Origin of the sequence: Streptomyces canus (assembly GCF_030815415.1) — a bacterium.
Classification (GTDB): domain Bacteria; phylum Actinomycetota; class Actinomycetes; order Streptomycetales; family Streptomycetaceae; genus Streptomyces; species Streptomyces canus_F.
The window spans coordinates 7,123,450-7,139,338 of record NZ_JAUSWW010000001.1; the positions used below are offsets into that span (position 1 = coordinate 7,123,450).

A 15,889-nucleotide genomic window follows, 5' to 3' on the forward strand; every position below is an offset into this window, starting at 1 on the left:
AATATCGTCGCCCGGATATGGGCTCCCGCATAGGGTCTTCGCATGGAGAACGAGACGGAGACCGTCTGCCGGGTCTGTGGCCATGACGGCTACGAGGTGTTCTGGGAGGACGGCTGGCCCACGGCGGAGATCTGCTCGTGCTGCGGCAACGAGTCCGACGTCGGGGACAACGGTGTCCTGGGTGTGCGGGGCTACCGCGGCTACTGGGTGGGGCAGGGCGCCCCGTGGCGCAGTCCGTCGGCGGAGCGCAAGCGCAAGAGCGAGGGCTGGGACCTGCTGCGGCAGCTGGCGAACATTCCGCCGCGGTGGCGCTGAGCCGGTCCCCGAACGCGACGGCCCCTTTCTACTCCCGCCCTGACGCCACCACCGCCAGTACCCCCACCAGTACGGCCGTGACCAGCAGCGGGATGCCCAGTCCGTGGTGGAGCACCAGCCACGCCCCGAGTGCGGCGCCCACCACCATCGCGACGACCGCGGCCGAACGGCGGGGAGAGCGTGTCCCCGGTCCGCCGCCCGCGCGGGAGTCGGCGGCGAGGCCGGTCAGGGTCATGGTGAGGACGGTGGTCGTGATGTCGGGGACGCCGAGTCGGCGGACCGTGGCGTTGCGCAGCCCCATCGCGAAGGCCGTGACCGCGATGAGGGTGTAGACGGTGGCCGTGTCGTCGGGCGCGACGAAGGCGACCACCGCGGACGCGGCCAGCAGGGCCGCCTCCGCGGCGAGGGTGAGCCGGGCCCACCTGCGGCGGGAGCCACGGCCGAGACGTACGGCGGTCCGGCCGCCCACCACCGCGCCCGCCAGGAACGAGGCGAGCGAGGTCACGGTGTGCGGTACCGAGAAGCCGGGAGCGCCGGCCGCGGCGAAGCCCAGCACCACCACGTTGCCGGTCATGTTCGCGGTGAAGACGTGCCCGAGGCCGAGATAGCTGACGGCGTCGATCAGACCGCTGACCAGGGTCAGCGCGAGCAGTACCGGCACCAGGCGGAGTCCGCGGTCCTCGGGGGCGGACTCCGTGGGCTCCTCAGTCTTTGTGCTCACCGGCCCAGTGGACCATGAGCGCTCCCTGAACGACGAAGGCGGCGGCCCCCTCGGAGGGGGCCGCCGCCTTCGTACGTCAGTCTGCTGTCAGCCGGCTCAGTACCAGCCGTTGGCCTGCCAGAACGCCCAGGCGCCGGTCGGGCTGCCGTAGCGCTCGTTCATGTACTTCAGGCCCCACTCGATCTGGGTCTCGGCGCTGGTCTTCCAGTCGGAGCCGGCGGAGGCCATCTTGGAGCCCGGCAGGGCCTGGACCAGGCCGTAGGCGCCGGAGGAGGCGTTGGTGGCGTCGACGTCCCAGCCGCTCTCGTGCTCGACGATCTTGCTGAACGCGTTGTACTGGGCGGCGTTCGGGATCATCTGATGCGCGATGGACTTGGCCTCGGCGGCCGAGGAGGTCGTGGCCGCCTGAGCGGGCGCCGCGGTCAGCACCAGACCGGCGGTGGCGGCGGCCATCGCGACGGTGGTGATGGCCTTCTTCGGGGAAGCGATGCGGCGAACGATGCGGGAGACGGACACGGAGAACCTTTTCTTCGGGGACAGGGAGTCGCGGGTATGTCGTGACCGTGTTGAGCGGCTCTGACATGCGTTGGCGCCGAGGCCCGTGGGGCGGGTCGGCGCCGTGCGACGTTGTCCAGATAAACAGGCTCGGCGCCCGTCCGCAATGACCCCTTTTGCTAGTTGTGGTCGTATGTGCGGCGAGAGGGGGTGGTGTGATCTGGCTCTCAAAGCGCAGGTCAGAGGCTGTTATGGCGTGAACATGGCGTCCGAAATGTACTACTAAGGCGGTTAGTTCGTGATGTGGGTCATGTGGGGTGCTTCACCGCTCAACGAGGTTCGAATGTGACCGCGCTCTCGAAGGCCGCGCGCCGGGTGGCTCTGCGTAGCGCCCTGAGCACGGCAGGACCGAGCAGGAACGTCAGGGCGACCGTGCACACCGCCCGGCCCAGGTCCCAGCCGAGGGACGTGGCCAGGCAGTAGGCGAGGAAACGGGCCAGGTTCTCGGGGACCGGGTCCCCGGGGACGAAGGCGATGTTCGACGCCAGCGCGCCCATGAAGGGCCAGCCCGCGAGGTTCATCGCCGTGCCGTAGGCGAAGGCCGCCAGGAAGCCGTACAGAGCGAGCAGCCGCAGCTCCGCCCGACCGCGGACCCGGCCCGGCAGCAGGCCCGCGCCCATCGTGAACCAGCCCATCGCCATCATCTGGAACGGCATCCACGGGCCCACCCCGCCCGTCAGCAGCGCCGAGGCGAACATCGTCGTCGAGCCGAGCGCGAACCCGAACCCGGGGCCGAGCACCCGGCCGCTCAGCACCATCAGGAAGAACATCGGCTCGATCCCGGCGGTCCCGGCACCGATCGGCCGCAGCGCGGCGCCGGTCGCGGCCAGCACGCCCATCATCGCCACCGCCTTCGGCCCCAGCCCCGCCTCCGAGATCGCCGCCCCGACCACGGCCACCAGCAGCAGCAACAGCCCCGCGAACAGCCACGGCGCGTCCTGCGTATGCGTCCCGACCCGCGAGGTCGGCGGCGCGAGAAACGGCCACCCGAAGGCGACGACACCGACCGCCCCGGCGAGGCCGAGGGCGGCGAGGGAGAAGGGACCGAGACGGATGGCCTTCACGGTCTTCACGCGAGGCCCCCCTCGACGCCCGCCTCGAGTGCCTCCCGTACCTGTGTCACCGTGAGCCACTTCTGTGGGGCCAGGATTTTGCTGACCTGGGGGGCGAAGGAGGGGGAGGCGACGATGACGTCCGCTGCGCGGCCGTCCGCGATCACCTCGCCGTCGGCGAGGAGGATGACCCGGTGGGCGATCTCCGCGGCCAGTTCCACGTCGTGCGTGGCCAGCACGATGGCGTGGCCGTCGGCGGCGAGCGCGCTGAGGAGGGTGGCCAGCCGGGCCTTCGCCGCGTAGTCCAGTCCGCGGGTCGGCTCGTCGAGGAGGAGCAGGGGAGGGCGGGCGGTGAGCACGACGGCCAGGGCGAGCGCGAGCCGCTGGCCCTCGGAGAGGTCGCGCGGGTGGGTGTCGTCGCTCACGCCCGGGAGGAGCTCGGAGACGAGGGAGCGGCAGGTGCGGGGTGCTGCGCCGGCGTCGGTGTCGGCGGCCTCGCATTCCGCGGCGACGGTGTCGGTGTAGAGGAGGTCGCGTGGTTCCTGGGGGACGAGGCCCACGCGGCGTATGAGGTCCTTGGGAGCCGTGCGGTGCGGTACGGCTCCGCCTACCCGCACGGAACCGGAGGAGGGTTCGACGAGGCCGACGAGGGTGTTGAGCAGCGTGGACTTGCCGGCGCCGTTGCGGCCCATGAGGGCGATGGTCTCGCCGGGGGTGACGGTGAGGGTGATGTGGCAGAGGGCCTGGACGTGAGCGCGGCGGACGGAGACGTCGTGGACTTCGGCGGTGTGGGGGGACGGGGGGCGTGGGGTGGAGGTGGTGCGGGTGAACCAGCGGCGGCGGGTGGGGGCGCCCAAGAGCTCGGGGGGTGTGGGTTGTTGGCGGGTGCGGGCTGTTTGTGGCTGATCGCGCCCCGCGGCGGAGCCGCTGATGGATGCAGCCCCGCGCCCCTTGGCGGCGTCGGCCGACCCCGCGTTCAGACGTTCGCGCAGGTCTCCTGCCCGCCGGCGCGCATCCCTCACCGTCAGGGGCAAGGGGGACCAGCCCGCCAGGCGCCCCAGGTCCACCACCGGCGGGTACACCGGGGAGACGGCCATGATCTCGGCCGGGTCGCCCAGCACCGGGGGTGCTCCCTGGCCTGGCAGAAGGGCGACCTGGTCGGCGTACTGGATGACCCGCTCCAGGCGGTGCTCGGCCATCAGGACCGTCGTCCCCAGATCGTGGACCAGACGCTGGATGACCGCGAGGACCTCCTCCGCGGCGGCCGGGTCCAGCGCGGAGGTCGGTTCGTCGAGGACGAGGACCTTCGGGTGCGGAGTGAGGACCGAGCCGATCGCCACGCGCTGCTGCTGGCCGCCGGAGAGGGTGGTGATGGGCCGGTCCCGGAGGTCGGTCAGACCCAGGAGGTCCAGGGTCTCCTCCACCCGGCGGCGCATCACGTCCGGTGCGAGGCCCAACGACTCCATGCCGTAGGCGAGTTCGTCCTCGACCGTGTCCGTCACGAAGTGGGACAGCGGGTCCTGGCCCACCGTCCCCACCACGTCGGCGAGTTCACGCGGCTTGTGGGTACGGGTGTCACGGCCGGCCACCGTGACGCGGCCGCGTAGGGTGCCGCCGGTGAAGTGCGGGACGAGACCGCAGACGGAGTTGAGGACGGTCGACTTGCCGGTGCCGGACGGCCCCACGAGCAGGACGAGTTCACCCTCGGGGACCTCGAAGTCGACGCCCCGGACGGTCGGTTCGGCCGTCCCGTCGTACGTCACGGAGACATCCTCGAAGCGGATCACGACGGCTCCTTGTGGGGGACGTTCGGGGCGATGAAGGCCGGGAGCAGCCCGACGAGGATCGCCGCCGCGGGCCAGAGGGGCAGGGTGGGGGCGACCGGCGGGATCACACCGGGGCGCAGGGCGGCGGGGTCCGCCTTGGCCGCGAGGAACAGTGCCACCGCCGCCACCGCGCCGGAACCGGCGACGAGGAACGCGCGCGCGTTCCAGCGGTCCGGCCGGTAGCGGGTGCGCGGGGTGCGCCGCCCGCCGAGGCGCAGGCCCGCGAGGGCGGCGGCCGCTCCGCCGAGGAGCACGGGCAGGCCGTACGTGCCGCCTTCGGCGGTGAGCAGGCCGTACGTACCGGCGCAGATGCCGAGCAGACCGCCGAGGGTGAGCGCGGTCGTCGTACGGCGGACCCGGGGCGGGACGTCGGCGGTACGGCCGTACCCGCGCGCGTCCATCGCGGCGGCGAGGGCGACGGAACGCTCGAGGGCGCCCTCCAGGACCGGGAGTCCCACGTGCAGCAGGCCCCGCATGCCCTTGTCCGGACGGCCGCGCAACCGGCGGGCGGCGCGCACGCGCTGGACGTCGGCGATGAAGTGCGGCGCGAAGGTGAGGGCGACGACGGCCGCCACGCCGATCTCGTAGAGGGCGCCCGGCAGGGACTTGAGGAGCCGGCTCGGGTTCGCGAGGGCGTTCGCCGCGCCCACGCAGATGAGGAGGGTCGCCAGCTTCAGCCCGTCGTAGAACGCGAAGAGGAGCGTCTCGCCGGTGACCTTGCCGCCGAGCCGGATGCCCTGCGCCCAGTCGGGGAGGGGGAGTTCGGGGAGGGTGACGATCACATGGGTGCCGGGGAGCGGGGAGCCGAGGGTGACGGCGAAGACGAGGCGGATGAGGAGAACGGCGAGAGCGAGCTTGACGAAGGCGGAGTAGGAGCGGGACCAGGGGGCGTCGGGGCGGCAGGTCACCACGACGTAGGCGGACGTGGCGATGAGGAGGGCGTGCAGGAGGGGGTTGGTGGTGCGGGTGGCCGCGACACCGAGGGAGAGGGCCCAGAGCCACCAGGCGGCGGCGTGCAGGTTCCGTGGCCGCGGAAGGTCAGCGCGCATTCCCGCGCCGCCTCGCCTGCCACACCGCCGCCGCGCCCAGGGCCGCCACGGCGGCCGCCCCCGCGAACAGGCCCACCGAGGGACCGCCGGAGTCCTTCTTCTCTGCGGACGGCTTCTCTGCGGACGGCTTCTGTGCGGCCGTCTTCTGCGGGGACGTCGGTTCCTTCCCTCCCGCCACCTGCTCCCCGCACCCCGCCTCCGGGTACCCGGCGATGGCGCACAGCAGCGCGTTCGTGCCGTACCGCAACGGCTTCGCCACCGTCGCCAGCGCCTCCGCCGTCGTCGCGTCCTGCGACACCACCGCGCAGGCCGTGCGGGTCGCGGGTGGGGTCTCGCCGGAGGGCGCGTCCTGTGCCGTACCGAAGTCGATGACCAGCGCCACGCGCTTCCTGCCCTCCGCCGCCGGGGTCCGCGCGCAGACCGTCGCGAAGGACGCCGTGCCACGGGGCTTCGTCGCGTCCGCGGAGTCCTCACTGACGGCGAAACGGAACCCCTGCACATCGCCGTCGGCGGGGACGGCGGTGGCGGGGCCCTGCGTGGCGTAGGTCCAGGTCGTGCCCGTGCGGTCCCAGAAGGACCAGTAGCGGTAGCCGGCGGCGTGGGCGGCCTGGGTCGCGAACCCGAGGAGGAGGAACGCGGCCAGCATCAGGGGGAAGGTGCGACGGCGGGTCACTGGCCGCGCTTCCGGCCGCGGAACATCAGGGCGGAGCCGATGAGGGCGCCGAGGAGGAGACCACCGCCGACGGTCCAGGCGACGGTGAGGGCGCCGTCGTTGTCGTCGGAGGCTTCGGTGGTGCTCGCGGAGGCGGTGGGCATCGTGTTGACGCGCTCGGGGGTCGGGCCGGTCGCGTTCAGCAGGGTGACCAGGTCCTTGCCGCCGAAGTCGTGGACGTCACCGCCCTTGACGACGTCCGCCGCGAGGATCAGCTGGGCGTAGGCGGCCGGGCCGCTCTGCTCGGCCCACTTCAGAGCGTGGCCCTCCAGCCAGCGCAGGGACGCGACGGCCTGGTCGTTGAAGCCGGCGGAGGACAGGGCGACGACCGCGTCGGCCGTGTTGCCGTAGTCGGGCTGGTCCTCGGCACCGGGCAGCGCCGACTTCAGGTACCCGTCCTTCGCGAGGGTCTTGGCGAGCCAGGCGGCGCCATTGTCGCCGGCTTCGTCGGCCAGGCCGTCGTCGTTGGCCGGCTCGCAGTCCGCGGGGGACCCGGCGTCGTCCTCGGGGCTCCCCACGAGGGTCTCGCCGTACGCCCCGAGCACGGCGGCGGCGGTCGCGTCCGCGTTGGCGGTCAGCTTCCCCTTCTTGTCCGGCTGGTAGGCGAAGGCACCCGCGTCCGGGCCGTCACAGGGCAGCGCGAGTTTCAGCAGTCCGTCGAGCGGGGTCTTGCCCTCCTTGTTGTGGAGGTTCGGGATCGTCACACCGGCCTCCGAGAGCGCGCCGATGACGACGGAGGTGGAGTTCGCGTCGCTGGCCCCGCCGGGCAGGTATCCCCAGCCGCCGTCCTTGTTCTGGACGGACTTCAACCAGGTGACAGCCTTCTTCACCTGGGCGTCGTAGGAGGTGGTGAGCGTCGAGAGCGCCTGGACGGCGACCGCGGTGCTGTTGGTGTCGACCATCACCTTGGCGTCGCAGGCCTTGGAGGTGTCCGCGCGGAAGGCGGGGAAGGCGCCGTTCGCGCACTGCTGCCCGACCAGCCAGGTCAGCGCCTTCTCGGCGGGGTCCACACCCACGGTGTGCTGTGCCAGCAACGCCAGCGACTGCCGCCACACCCCGTCGTACGCCGGATCCCCGTCCCCGTACAGCCCCTCCGGTATCGCCACCGACGGCGACGGAGAGGGACTCGCGGCGACGGCCGGGGCGGCCGTACCGATCACTGCGGTGGCGGCCAGGACCGCGGCCCTGCGGCGGACGTTCATGATCGGCGGGTGCCTCTCCCTGCGGGGGAGCCTGGCAGCACGGGACACCCCGGCGGCTCGGCTCCGTATACCTCGACGGTGCCGTGCACCGGCCGGTTGCCGGTGCACGTGAGCCGGTCACAAGTACCGACACGGGGCGATCCGGCTCGCCGCTCCCGGCGGGAGACGGCTCACGGTTGCGGGTCAGCGCCGGAATTGCACCGGCTTCCCCCCGTACGGGTGTGATGACGACCCGGCCACTCTACCGGCCCGTAGGAAAGCCCCCGAGGGGTGCCTGTGAGCCCGGTAGGTTCCCGGCATGGGGATCATCACGGGGAGACTGATCGGCTCGGGGCGGGCCTCGGACGTGTACGAGATCGACGAGGCGTGGGTGCTGCGGCGGGCCCGGGACACCTACGGCGACGCGCTCGCCGAGGCGGCCGTCATGGAGCGGGTGCGCGGGCACGGGTATCCGGTGCCGCGGGTGCGCGTGGAGGACTGCTCGTCCACCGAGCTGGTGATGGAGCGGCTGCACGGGCCGACGATGCTGCGGGCCTTCGCCGCCGGACGGATCGACGCGGAGGAGGCAGGGGTCGTACTGGCCCGTCTCCTGCGGCGGCTGCACGCCCTGCCGGGCCGTGTCATCCATCTCGATCTGCACCCGGACAATGTCATGATCACCCCGGCCGGGCCCTATGTCATCGACTGGGCCAACGCCGAGGAGGGCGACCCCGGTCTCGACTGGGGCATGTCGGCGGTGATCCTCGCCCAGGTCGCCGTGGGGGAGGAGACGTTCGCCGAACCGGCGCGCGCGATGCTGGCCGCGCTGCTCGCCGACGCCTCGTCCCTGACCGACGTCGGGCTGGCGGAGGCGCGGCGTCGGCGGGCGGTCAATCCGACGATGAGCCGGCGGGAGGTCGAACTCCTCGGGGCGGCGGAGGACTTGATCCGGTCGCTGATCTAATCGAGTTCGGTCGTCAAGTGGCTCGGTGCGGCCACTTCAGGTGATCAGTCCGTCCGGTTCGGTCGGACGGCGTGGGCGTGTGGCGCCACGGTCACACTGTTGCCCGTGTCCAGCGAGAAGACCCTCCCCGGGAACCTGCCGCCCGATCCCGGCGGCTTCGTCGGGCGGCAGCACGAACTCGGCTGGCTCGCGGAGAAGTTGGCGCCCTCCGGCGAGCGCCGCCCGGTGACCCTGGTCGGGGTGGGAGGGGTGGGCAAGACACGGCTCGCGCTGCGGGCGGCGGAGCGGGCGGGAGCGGCGTATCCCGACGGGGTCTGGCTGGTGGAGTTGTCGCCGCTGCGGGCCGAGGGGCAGGTGCCGCTGGCCGTGATGGAGGCGCTGCGGCTGGCCGATCGGACCGCCGGGCCGGTGGCCCAGGCACTCTGCGCCTGGGTGCGGGACAAGCGGCTGCTGCTCGTCCTCGACACCTGCGAGCACCTGCTGGCGGAGTGCGCGGCACTGATCGCGGACCTGCTCGCCGTCGCTCCGGGGGTGCGCGTCCTCGTCACCAGCCGCGAGCCGCTGGACATGCCGGGGGAGCGGACGCTCGAGGTCGCCCCGCTGCGGAAGCCCGACGCCACGGCGCTGTTCGCCCAGCGGGCCGTCACCGTCACCCCGGGCTTCGTCCTCGACGCCACGGCCCGGCGGCAGGTCGGCGACCTCTGCCGGATCCTCGACGGCATCCCGCTCGCCATCGAACTCGCCGCCGCACGGCTGTCGTCGCACTCCCTGGACCAGCTCCACGCACTCCTCGGCGACCGGCTGCGCTCCCGCTTCGACGTGCTCGCCTGGGAGGGGACGGCGGAACAGGGGGCGCCGCGGCACGGGACCCTGCGCACGGCCATCGGCTGGAGCCACGAGCTGTGCGCCCCGCTGGAACGGCTGTTGTGGGCGCGGCTGTCGGTGTTCGCCGGCTCCTTCACCCGGCGGGCCGCCGAGTGGGTCTGTGCGGGCGGGCCGCTCCCTGCCGACCAGATCGAGAACCTGCTTCTGCGCCTGACCCGGCAGTCGGTGGTGCTGCGTCATCCGGCCGACTCGGACCGCTTCCGGCTCCTCGACACGGTGCGCGAGTACGGCGCCGACTGGCTGAGGGAGTTGGGGGAGGGGAAGGCCGTACGGCGGCGGCACCGGGACCACTACCGGCGGTTCGCGCGGGAGGCCTGCTCCGACTGGAACACCGGCCGCCAGGTCGCCTGGTGCGAACGGGTCTTCGCCGAGCAGGCCGACCTCCGCGCCGCCGTGGACTGCGCGCTGGAGGACCCCGGCAGCCGGGTCGCGCTGGAGACGGCGGGGAGCATCGGGTTCCTGTGGCGGCACTGCGGCATGCTGCGCGACGCCCAGCTCGCGCTCGACCGGGTGCTCGCCGTCGAGCACGAGCCGGGCGAGGGCCTGCTGCTGGCGCTGTGGAGCCGGGCGGCCGTCGCGGTCACCCAGGGGCACCCGGAGGCCGCGGTCCCCTGGGCGGAGCGGTGCATGGCCCTCGCGCGGGAACTCGGCGATCCGGCCGCGATCGACGCCACCGGATACGTCACCCTCGGCCCCCTGGTCCTGACCGGCCGCACGGCCGCGACGATCAAGGCGCTCTCGGACCTGCCGTTCGTGCCCGTCGTGTCGGACTGGCGCGGCTCGGGGCAGCTCCAGATGCGCGCCATGCGGCCGCTCGCCCATCTGATGAGCGGCGCGTACGCCGAAGTCGACGAGTCGGCCGCGGAACTGCGCGCGCTGTGCGCCGGGAGCGGCGAGCTCTGGACGGGCGCCTTCGTCGACGCCTTCATCGCCGACGCCGATCTCGCCCAGGGCCGCACCGTGGCCGCCCTGGACCATGCCCGGGCCGCGCTGGCCGGGCATCGGCTGATGCACAACACCGCCGGGGTCGCCTTCGGTATCGACGCCCTGGTGGCCGCCGAGATCGGGGGCGAAGGCGGAGACGGCCGCCGTGCCGCCCGGCTGCTCGGCATCAGCCGTCGTGCCTGGGAACGCGTGGGCAAGGAGCAGTTCAGCCTGCCCGGCCGCGTCGCCGCCCGCGAGGCCCGCGAACGCCTCCTGCGCGACCGGCTCGGCGACCAGGCGTACGAGGAGGCGTACGCGCGGGGCATGGCGATGGCGTACGACGAGGGCGTCGACTACGCGCTCAGCTGAGGCGTCGGCCCCCCGAACGGCAGATGCAGCGCCCGCGACGCCAGCAGCCAACTCCCGTCCGCCGAACGCCGGAACGTGTCCGCGTAGTGCCCGACCTGGACCGGCGCCCCCGGCGGCACGATCCCGCCGTGGTACCCGTCGACCCGGTACGTGGTGAAGTACGAGGTCGCCGTCGCCGTGTCCGAGGAGACCGCCGTGACCAGGACGTTGGACATCACCCGCCGTGACAACCGGTCCCCGGGCCGGGACCCGAAGTACTCCCGCAGCGCCTCGCGCCCGTCGTACCGCCGTCCGTCGCCCGGCGAGGGCCACTCCCAGCTGCCGTCCTCGGTGAACAGCTCGGCCACGGAGCCCGGGTCCCCGATGTCGAGCCGGCGGACGAAGTCGAGGATGAGCCGTTCACAGGCGCGCTCGGCGAGGAGTTGCTCCAGAGGGTCCATGGACCAGTGGTACCAGGGGCGGATCACGGCCCGCGACCCGATTCACACCGCGACGTAGGTCACCGGCTCGCTCCCGGCCACGGCCTCCGCCCGCCCCAGCTTCACCAGCCGCCGCAGATGCGCCTCGGCCTCCGAGACCGCGATGGTCCGTGATCCGTAGGGGATCTGGTCCCACGGGCGGTTCCACTCCATGCGCTCGGCGAGCTGCCACGGTGTGAGGGGTTCGACCAGCAGCGTCAGCAGGTCGGTGAGGCGTTCCTCGTGGTGCGCGAGCAACTCCCGTACGCGGGACGCCGCGTCGGTGAAGACGTGCTGGTGGGCGGGGAGGACCTCGGCGGGGGTGAGACGGCCGACGCGTTCGAGGGAGTCGAGGTAGTCGCCGAGCGGGTCGGTGACGGTGGCGTCGTCCGGGTCCTCGTAGAGGCCGATGTGCGGGGTGATCTCGGGGAGCAGGTGGTCGCCGGAGAACAGGCGTCCGTTGCCCGGGAGTTGGGCGGGGTGGCTTTCCTCCAGGTGGAGGCAGACGTGGCCCGGTGTGTGGCCCGGCGTCCAGATCGCGCGCAGACGGCGGCCCGCCAGGCCGAGGAGTTCGCCGGGGACGATCTCGCGGTCGGGGACGGCGGGAGAGAAACCGGGGAGCTTGCGGTCACGGGCGGTGCGCAGGGGCGCCACATGGGACTCCGGGGCGCCTGCGGCCTCCAGCTTGGCCGTCATATAGGAGAACCAGCGCTCCGGTCGGGTCTCGCGGGTGCGTCGGACGATGGCCGCGTCCGCCGCGTGCATCGCGATCCAGGCGCCGGAGACCTCGCGGACCTTGCCCGACAGACCGTGGTGGTCGGGATGGTGATGGGTGATCACCACCCCGTGGACCTCGGTGGCCGAGGTGCCGCAGGCCCGCAGCCCCTCGGCGAGCGTGTCCCAGGACTCAGGGTCGTCCCAGCCCGTGTCGACCAGCACCGGACCGCCGTCGGTGTCGACGACGTACACCAGCGTGAAGCCCAGTGGGTTGTCGGGAATGGGGACCCGGATCGACCGGACGCCTCCGCCGTGGTCGCCGACCTGTGGCATGAGCTGAGTCATGGGGCCCCCTGTCGCCGCGTTCTCGCCACTATAACTAGAACGCGTTTCGATGGGAGCCCAAGTCATCCTTCAGCCTCGGCGCGGCTGTGAGCTCTGTGGACTCCTCCGAAGGGAACTGGTATCAGTTCCCGTATCTGATGAACCGTCAGAGCCAGTCCCGGGGAGGCAGTCGCCATGACCGAGCTCGTGGAACACGGACAGCTGTTCATCGGCGGGGAGTTGACCGACCCCCTGGGCAAGGACGTCATCGAGGTGATCTCCCCGCACACCGAGGAGGTCATCGGACGGGTGCCGCACGCCTCGGCCGGGGACGTGGACCGGGCGGTCGCGGCGGCGCGCAAGGCGTTCGACGAGGGACCCTGGCCGCGGATGACGCTCGACGAGCGCATCGAGGTCGTCTCCCGCATCAAGGACGGCATCCTCACCCGGCACGAGGAGATCGCCCGCGTGATCTCCTCCGAGAACGGCTCGCCGTACTCCTGGAGCGTCCTCGCCCAGGCACTCGGCGCGATGATGGTGTGGGACGCGGCGATCACGGTCGCACGGAACTTCACGTACGAGGAGCAGCGCGACGGCGTCCTCGGCAAGATCCTGGTGCGGCGCGAGCCGGTCGGTGTCGTCGCCGCCGTAGTCCCGTGGAACGTCCCGCAGTTCGTCGCCGCCGCCAAGCTCGCGCCCGCGCTGCTCACCGGCTGCACGGTGGTGCTGAAGCCGTCGCCCGAGTCGCCGCTGGACGCGTACATCCTCGCCGAGATCACGCGCGAGGCCGGGCTGCCGGAAGGTGTGCTGTCGATCCTGCCCGCCGACCGGGAGGTCAGCGAATACCTGGTCGGGCACCCGGGCATCGACAAGGTCTCCTTCACCGGGTCGGTGGCGGCCGGCAAGCGCGTGATGGAGGTGGCGTCACGCAATCTGACGCGCGTGACACTGGAGTTGGGCGGCAAGTCGGCGGCGGTCGTCCTGCCGGACGCGGACATCGACACGTCCGTCCCCGGCATCGTGTCGGCGGCCTGGATGAACAACGGCCAGGCGTGCGTGGCCCAGACCCGCATCCTCCTGCCGCGCTCGCGCTACGACGAGTTCGCGGACGCCTTCGCCGCCGCGGCGAGCGCGCTGGTCGTCGGCGACCCGCTGGACCCCGCCACACAGGTGGGCCCGCTGGTGGCGCGGCGCCAGCAGCGCAGGAACCTCGACTACATCCGTATCGGCCAGGAGGAGGGCGCCAAGATCCTCACGGGCGGCGGCCGCCCGCCGGGCCTGGACCGCGGCTGGTACGTGGAGCCCACCCTCTTCGGCGACGTCGACAACTCCATGCGGATCGCCCGCGAGGAGATCTTCGGCCCGGTCATCTGCCTCCTTCCCTACGGCGACGAGTCCGAGGCCCTGAAGATCGCGAACGACTCGGACTACGGCCTCTCCGGCAGCGTCTGGACGGCCGACGTGGCGCACGGCATCGACGTCGCCCGCCAGGTCCGTACGGGCACGTACTCGGTGAACACCTTCAGCCTCGACATGCTGGGCCCGTTCGGCGGCTACAAGAACTCCGGCCTGGGACGGGAGTTCGGCCCCGAGGGCTTCGGCGAGTACCTGGAGCACAAGATGATCCACCTCCCGGCCGGCTGGGAGGGATGAACGGCCATGGGTGACCGCTGGCAGGTCGAGGTCGACCGCTCCATCTGCATCGGCTCGGCCCAGTGCATCCACCACGCCCCCGACGGCTTCCACCTCGACACCGGCCGCCAGTCCCACCCCGTCGACCCGGAAACGGACGCCAACGAGAAGGTCTTGGCGGCCGCGGAGAGCTGCCCGGTGGAGGCGATCACGATCACGCTGCTGGGGAGCGGGGAGCCGGTGTTCCCGCCGGAGGAGTAGGGGCTTACGTTCCAGCGGTCGTCACAGGACCGATCCGGGCAGGGGAACGTGCACAAGAGCCAGGCCAGGCAGCTGATCGAGCGGGCGTACCAGGCGTGGGACGCCGAGGAGTGGCTGCGCGCCGCCGAGCTCTTCGAGCAGGTGCTCGCCCACTTCCCGGACGAGAAGCCGAGCGCGGAGTGGTGGTACGACGCCGCGCTCGCCCGCAAGTTCCTGCGCAACTGGCAGAAGGCGTACGAGCTGGGGCGCGAGGCCGCCGCCCGCGCCCCGCGCGGCGAGGGCGAACCGGCGTTCTGGAACCTCGGGATCGCCGCGACGATCCAGCGGGAGTGGGCGACCGCACGGGACGCCTGGGCGGGCTTCGGCATCGAACTCCCCGACGGGGAAGGCGAGATCGACGCCCGCTTCGGGAACGCGTGCGTGCGCCTCGACACCGGCGGACTACAGGAGGTCGTGTGGATCGAGCGGCTCTGCCCGACGCGCGGACGGGTGGTCAACGTGCCCGTCACCGGCGGGCGGCGCTACGGCGAGATCGTCGTCCACGACGGCGTGCCGAACGGCGAGCGCATCGTCGACGGCACGATCTGTCTCCGACGAGTACCGCGCGCTCCCGGAGGGGTGGTCGAGGGCAGCTTCACGACTGCGGATTGTGGGGGCTGGTCGCGCAGTTCCCCGCGCCCCTGGGGTGTTGTCGTTGCCCTGCATGAGACGACGCACCGCCGGCGGGTGCGGACCCCGGGTGGGGTGCCCGGCAGGTCTCTCCGGTCACCCCGGAGGGCGCGGCGCGGCGGTTGCTGGAGCAGTGGGCCGGGGAGGCCGTGATCGGCCGGAGCTGGAGCGGGCTGGGCTCCGTGGGATAGGCATCTCGTTCGGTTTTGTCCAGAAAAATATGCTTTCGGGAGGTGCTATTGCCGCACGGAGGTTCTATTCTGGAAATAGGCCTACGGGACGAGTGAGGGAGTTCGAACCGGAGTAGCCGACTCTGGCGGAAAGCAACGCTTACGCCGGTGCCGACGTCGACGGTCCGGGCTGAGAGGCCAGAAGGCAGCAGTCAGGCCGGAAGGCGACCCCTAGAACCTGATCCGGGTCATGCCGGCGCAGGGAACCCGTCTCGTAGGTCCTTCATGTGCCCTCCGGCGCCGTCAGGTCGATCAAGCGGCACACCGTCTCGATGTCGATCTTCACCTGGGCGATGGAGGCGCGACCCGAGAGCCAGGTGATCAGGGCCGAGTGCCAGGTGTGCTCGATGACGCGGACCGCGGAGAGCTGGGCGGGGGTCGGGTCCTCGATGCCCATCGCGTCCAGGATGATCACCGTGGTCTGGCGGGAGACCTGGTCGACCTCGGGGGAGACGCTGCGGTCGGCGAAGGTGAGGGCGCGGACCATCGCGTCGGCGAGATGCGGCTCGCGCTGGAGTGCGCGGAACGCGCGCATCAGGGTCTCCGCCACCCGCTCGGCCGCCGTCTCGCCCTGCGGCGGCTTCTTCCGCAGGGTGCCGTGCATGTGCTCCAGCTGATCCTGCATCGTGGCGACCAGCAGATGGATCTTGGACGGGAAGTAGCGGTACAGCGTGCCCAGCGCCACCTGCGAGGACTCCGCGACCTCCCGCATCTGCACCGCGTCGAAACCGCCCCGGCTCGCCAGCTGCGCGCTCGCGTGCAGGATGCGGCGACGACGGGCCTCCTGCCGCTCCGTGAGGGGCGCAGAGGCGGGGCGCTGGGTGATGGCTTCCGCAGGCATGGGTCCCGTCCGTGACAGTCGGTGAGGGCGAGTGATCACACAGCATGTCAGGGGTGTCGGTGGTGGCGTGAATCACCTGATCCACTGCTCACAGTGCCCCTACCTGCCGGTAGATTCAGAGCCTCTTGAACGATCAAGTCTGAAACTTGTTCTAGATTAGCGTCCCGGCGTAATCTCGCGGGAAATAGCAGGGAGAAGGGGGCC

General features: G+C 72.0%; 16 protein-coding genes. 6 read left to right on the forward strand and 10 right to left on the reverse strand.

What is annotated here, in order from left to right:
* Positions 1–42 precede the first annotated feature (42 nt).
* Positions 43–315, forward strand: a complete 273-nt coding sequence (locus QF037_RS32955) for a hypothetical protein (protein ID WP_307031549.1) — start codon at positions 43–45, stop codon at positions 313–315.
* A 28-nt stretch (positions 316–343) separates the two neighbouring features.
* On the opposite strand, the gene QF037_RS32960 is transcribed toward QF037_RS32955, so the two are convergent.
* The 7 genes from QF037_RS32960 to QF037_RS32990 all read right to left on the reverse strand — a co-directional run bounded on the left by QF037_RS32960 (position 344) and on the right by QF037_RS32990 (position 7,432).
* Positions 344–1,036, reverse strand: coding sequence for a YoaK family protein (locus tag QF037_RS32960; protein ID WP_307031550.1), 693 nt, complete (start codon positions 1,034–1,036; stop codon positions 344–346).
* 96 nt (positions 1,037–1,132) lie between these two features.
* Positions 1,133–1,552, reverse strand: a complete 420-nt coding sequence (locus tag QF037_RS32965; protein WP_307031552.1) for a transglycosylase SLT domain-containing protein — start codon at positions 1,550–1,552, stop codon at positions 1,133–1,135.
* 308 nt (positions 1,553–1,860) lie between these two features.
* Positions 1,861–2,664, reverse strand: coding sequence for an ECF transporter S component (locus QF037_RS32970; RefSeq protein ID WP_307031554.1), 804 nt, complete (start codon positions 2,662–2,664; stop codon positions 1,861–1,863).
* The gene (locus tag QF037_RS32975; protein WP_307031556.1) at positions 2,661–4,430 is read right to left on the reverse strand and encodes an ABC transporter ATP-binding protein; all 1,770 of its coding nucleotides are present in this window, start codon (positions 4,428–4,430) and stop codon (positions 2,661–2,663) included. Before QF037_RS32975 ends, QF037_RS32970 begins: the two co-directional genes overlap by 4 nt.
* A complete protein-coding gene (locus QF037_RS32980; RefSeq protein ID WP_307031558.1) occupies positions 4,427–5,518 on the reverse strand; it encodes an energy-coupling factor transporter transmembrane component T in 1,092 nt (363 codons plus the stop codon). The genes QF037_RS32975 and QF037_RS32980 overlap by 4 nt, the downstream gene beginning before the upstream one ends.
* On the reverse strand, positions 5,508–6,191 hold the full coding sequence (locus tag QF037_RS32985) for an SCO2322 family protein (protein WP_373463848.1): 684 nt from the start codon (positions 6,189–6,191) through the stop codon (positions 5,508–5,510). Before QF037_RS32985 ends, QF037_RS32980 begins: the two co-directional genes overlap by 11 nt.
* Positions 6,188–7,432, reverse strand: coding sequence for a prenyltransferase/squalene oxidase repeat-containing protein (locus QF037_RS32990; RefSeq protein WP_307031560.1), 1,245 nt, complete (start codon positions 7,430–7,432; stop codon positions 6,188–6,190). The genes QF037_RS32985 and QF037_RS32990 overlap by 4 nt, the downstream gene beginning before the upstream one ends.
* A 298-nt stretch (positions 7,433–7,730) precedes the next feature.
* Here QF037_RS32990 and QF037_RS32995 point away from each other — a divergent pair, with 298 nt between their 5' ends.
* Together QF037_RS32995 and QF037_RS33000 are read left to right on the forward strand one after the other, a co-directional pair.
* On the forward strand, positions 7,731–8,375 hold the full coding sequence (locus QF037_RS32995) for a phosphotransferase (RefSeq protein WP_307031562.1): 645 nt from the start codon (positions 7,731–7,733) through the stop codon (positions 8,373–8,375).
* A gap of 105 nt (positions 8,376–8,480) precedes the next feature.
* Positions 8,481–10,553, forward strand: coding sequence for an ATP-binding protein (locus QF037_RS33000; RefSeq protein ID WP_307031565.1), 2,073 nt, complete (start codon positions 8,481–8,483; stop codon positions 10,551–10,553).
* Here the strand turns inward: QF037_RS33000 and QF037_RS33005 are convergent.
* Together QF037_RS33005 and QF037_RS33010 are read right to left on the reverse strand one after the other, a co-directional pair.
* Positions 10,538–10,993, reverse strand: coding sequence for a nuclear transport factor 2 family protein (locus tag QF037_RS33005; RefSeq protein WP_307031567.1), 456 nt, complete (start codon positions 10,991–10,993; stop codon positions 10,538–10,540). The genes QF037_RS33000 and QF037_RS33005 overlap by 16 nt on opposite strands.
* A gap of 42 nt (positions 10,994–11,035) precedes the next feature.
* Entirely contained in the window at positions 11,036–12,061 is a 1,026-nt protein-coding gene (locus tag QF037_RS33010; protein ID WP_307037498.1) for an MBL fold metallo-hydrolase, read from the reverse strand.
* A 186-nt stretch (positions 12,062–12,247) separates the two neighbouring features.
* On the opposite strand from QF037_RS33010, the gene QF037_RS33015 reads away from it, so the two are divergent.
* The 3 genes from QF037_RS33015 to QF037_RS33025 are packed head-to-tail and all read left to right on the forward strand — an operon-like array spanning position 12,248 to position 14,767.
* The gene (locus QF037_RS33015) at positions 12,248–13,705 is read left to right on the forward strand and encodes an aldehyde dehydrogenase (RefSeq protein WP_307031569.1); all 1,458 of its coding nucleotides are present in this window, start codon (positions 12,248–12,250) and stop codon (positions 13,703–13,705) included.
* A gap of 6 nt (positions 13,706–13,711) precedes the next feature.
* Positions 13,712–13,945, forward strand: coding sequence for a ferredoxin (locus tag QF037_RS33020; protein WP_307031571.1), 234 nt, complete (start codon positions 13,712–13,714; stop codon positions 13,943–13,945).
* Positions 13,946–13,993: 48 nt separating this feature from the next.
* Positions 13,994–14,767: a tetratricopeptide repeat protein gene (locus tag QF037_RS33025; RefSeq protein WP_307031573.1), complete on the forward strand. Its 774-nt coding sequence runs from the start codon at positions 13,994–13,996 to the stop codon at positions 14,765–14,767.
* Between the two features lie 300 nt (positions 14,768–15,067).
* Here QF037_RS33025 and QF037_RS33030 read toward each other — a convergent pair whose 3' ends face one another.
* Positions 15,068–15,685: a TetR family transcriptional regulator gene (locus QF037_RS33030; protein WP_307031575.1), complete on the reverse strand. Its 618-nt coding sequence runs from the start codon at positions 15,683–15,685 to the stop codon at positions 15,068–15,070.
* Between the last annotated feature and the right edge of the window lie 204 nt (positions 15,686–15,889).

What these genes read in the sequence shown, in the direction of transcription:
- QF037_RS33010 (WP_307037498.1), bottom strand. Translation starts at nt 12,061, where the DNA reads ATGCCACAGGTCGGCGACCACGGCGGAGGCGTCCGGTCGATCCGGGTC.
- QF037_RS33015 (WP_307031569.1), top strand. Translation starts at nt 12,248, where the DNA reads ATGACCGAGCTCGTGGAACACGGACAGCTGTTCATCGGCGGGGAGTTG.
- QF037_RS32980 (WP_307031558.1), bottom strand. Translation starts at nt 5,518, where the DNA reads ATGCGCGCTGACCTTCCGCGGCCACGGAACCTGCACGCCGCCGCCTGG.
- QF037_RS33005 (WP_307031567.1), bottom strand. Translation starts at nt 10,993, where the DNA reads ATGGACCCTCTGGAGCAACTCCTCGCCGAGCGCGCCTGTGAACGGCTC.
- QF037_RS32995 (WP_307031562.1), top strand. Translation starts at nt 7,731, where the DNA reads ATGGGGATCATCACGGGGAGACTGATCGGCTCGGGGCGGGCCTCGGAC.
- QF037_RS32990 (WP_307031560.1), bottom strand. Translation starts at nt 7,432, where the DNA reads ATGAACGTCCGCCGCAGGGCCGCGGTCCTGGCCGCCACCGCAGTGATC.
- QF037_RS32955 (WP_307031549.1), top strand. Translation starts at nt 43, where the DNA reads ATGGAGAACGAGACGGAGACCGTCTGCCGGGTCTGTGGCCATGACGGC.
- QF037_RS33030 (WP_307031575.1), bottom strand. Translation starts at nt 15,685, where the DNA reads ATGCCTGCGGAAGCCATCACCCAGCGCCCCGCCTCTGCGCCCCTCACG.
- QF037_RS33020 (WP_307031571.1), top strand. Translation starts at nt 13,712, where the DNA reads ATGGGTGACCGCTGGCAGGTCGAGGTCGACCGCTCCATCTGCATCGGC.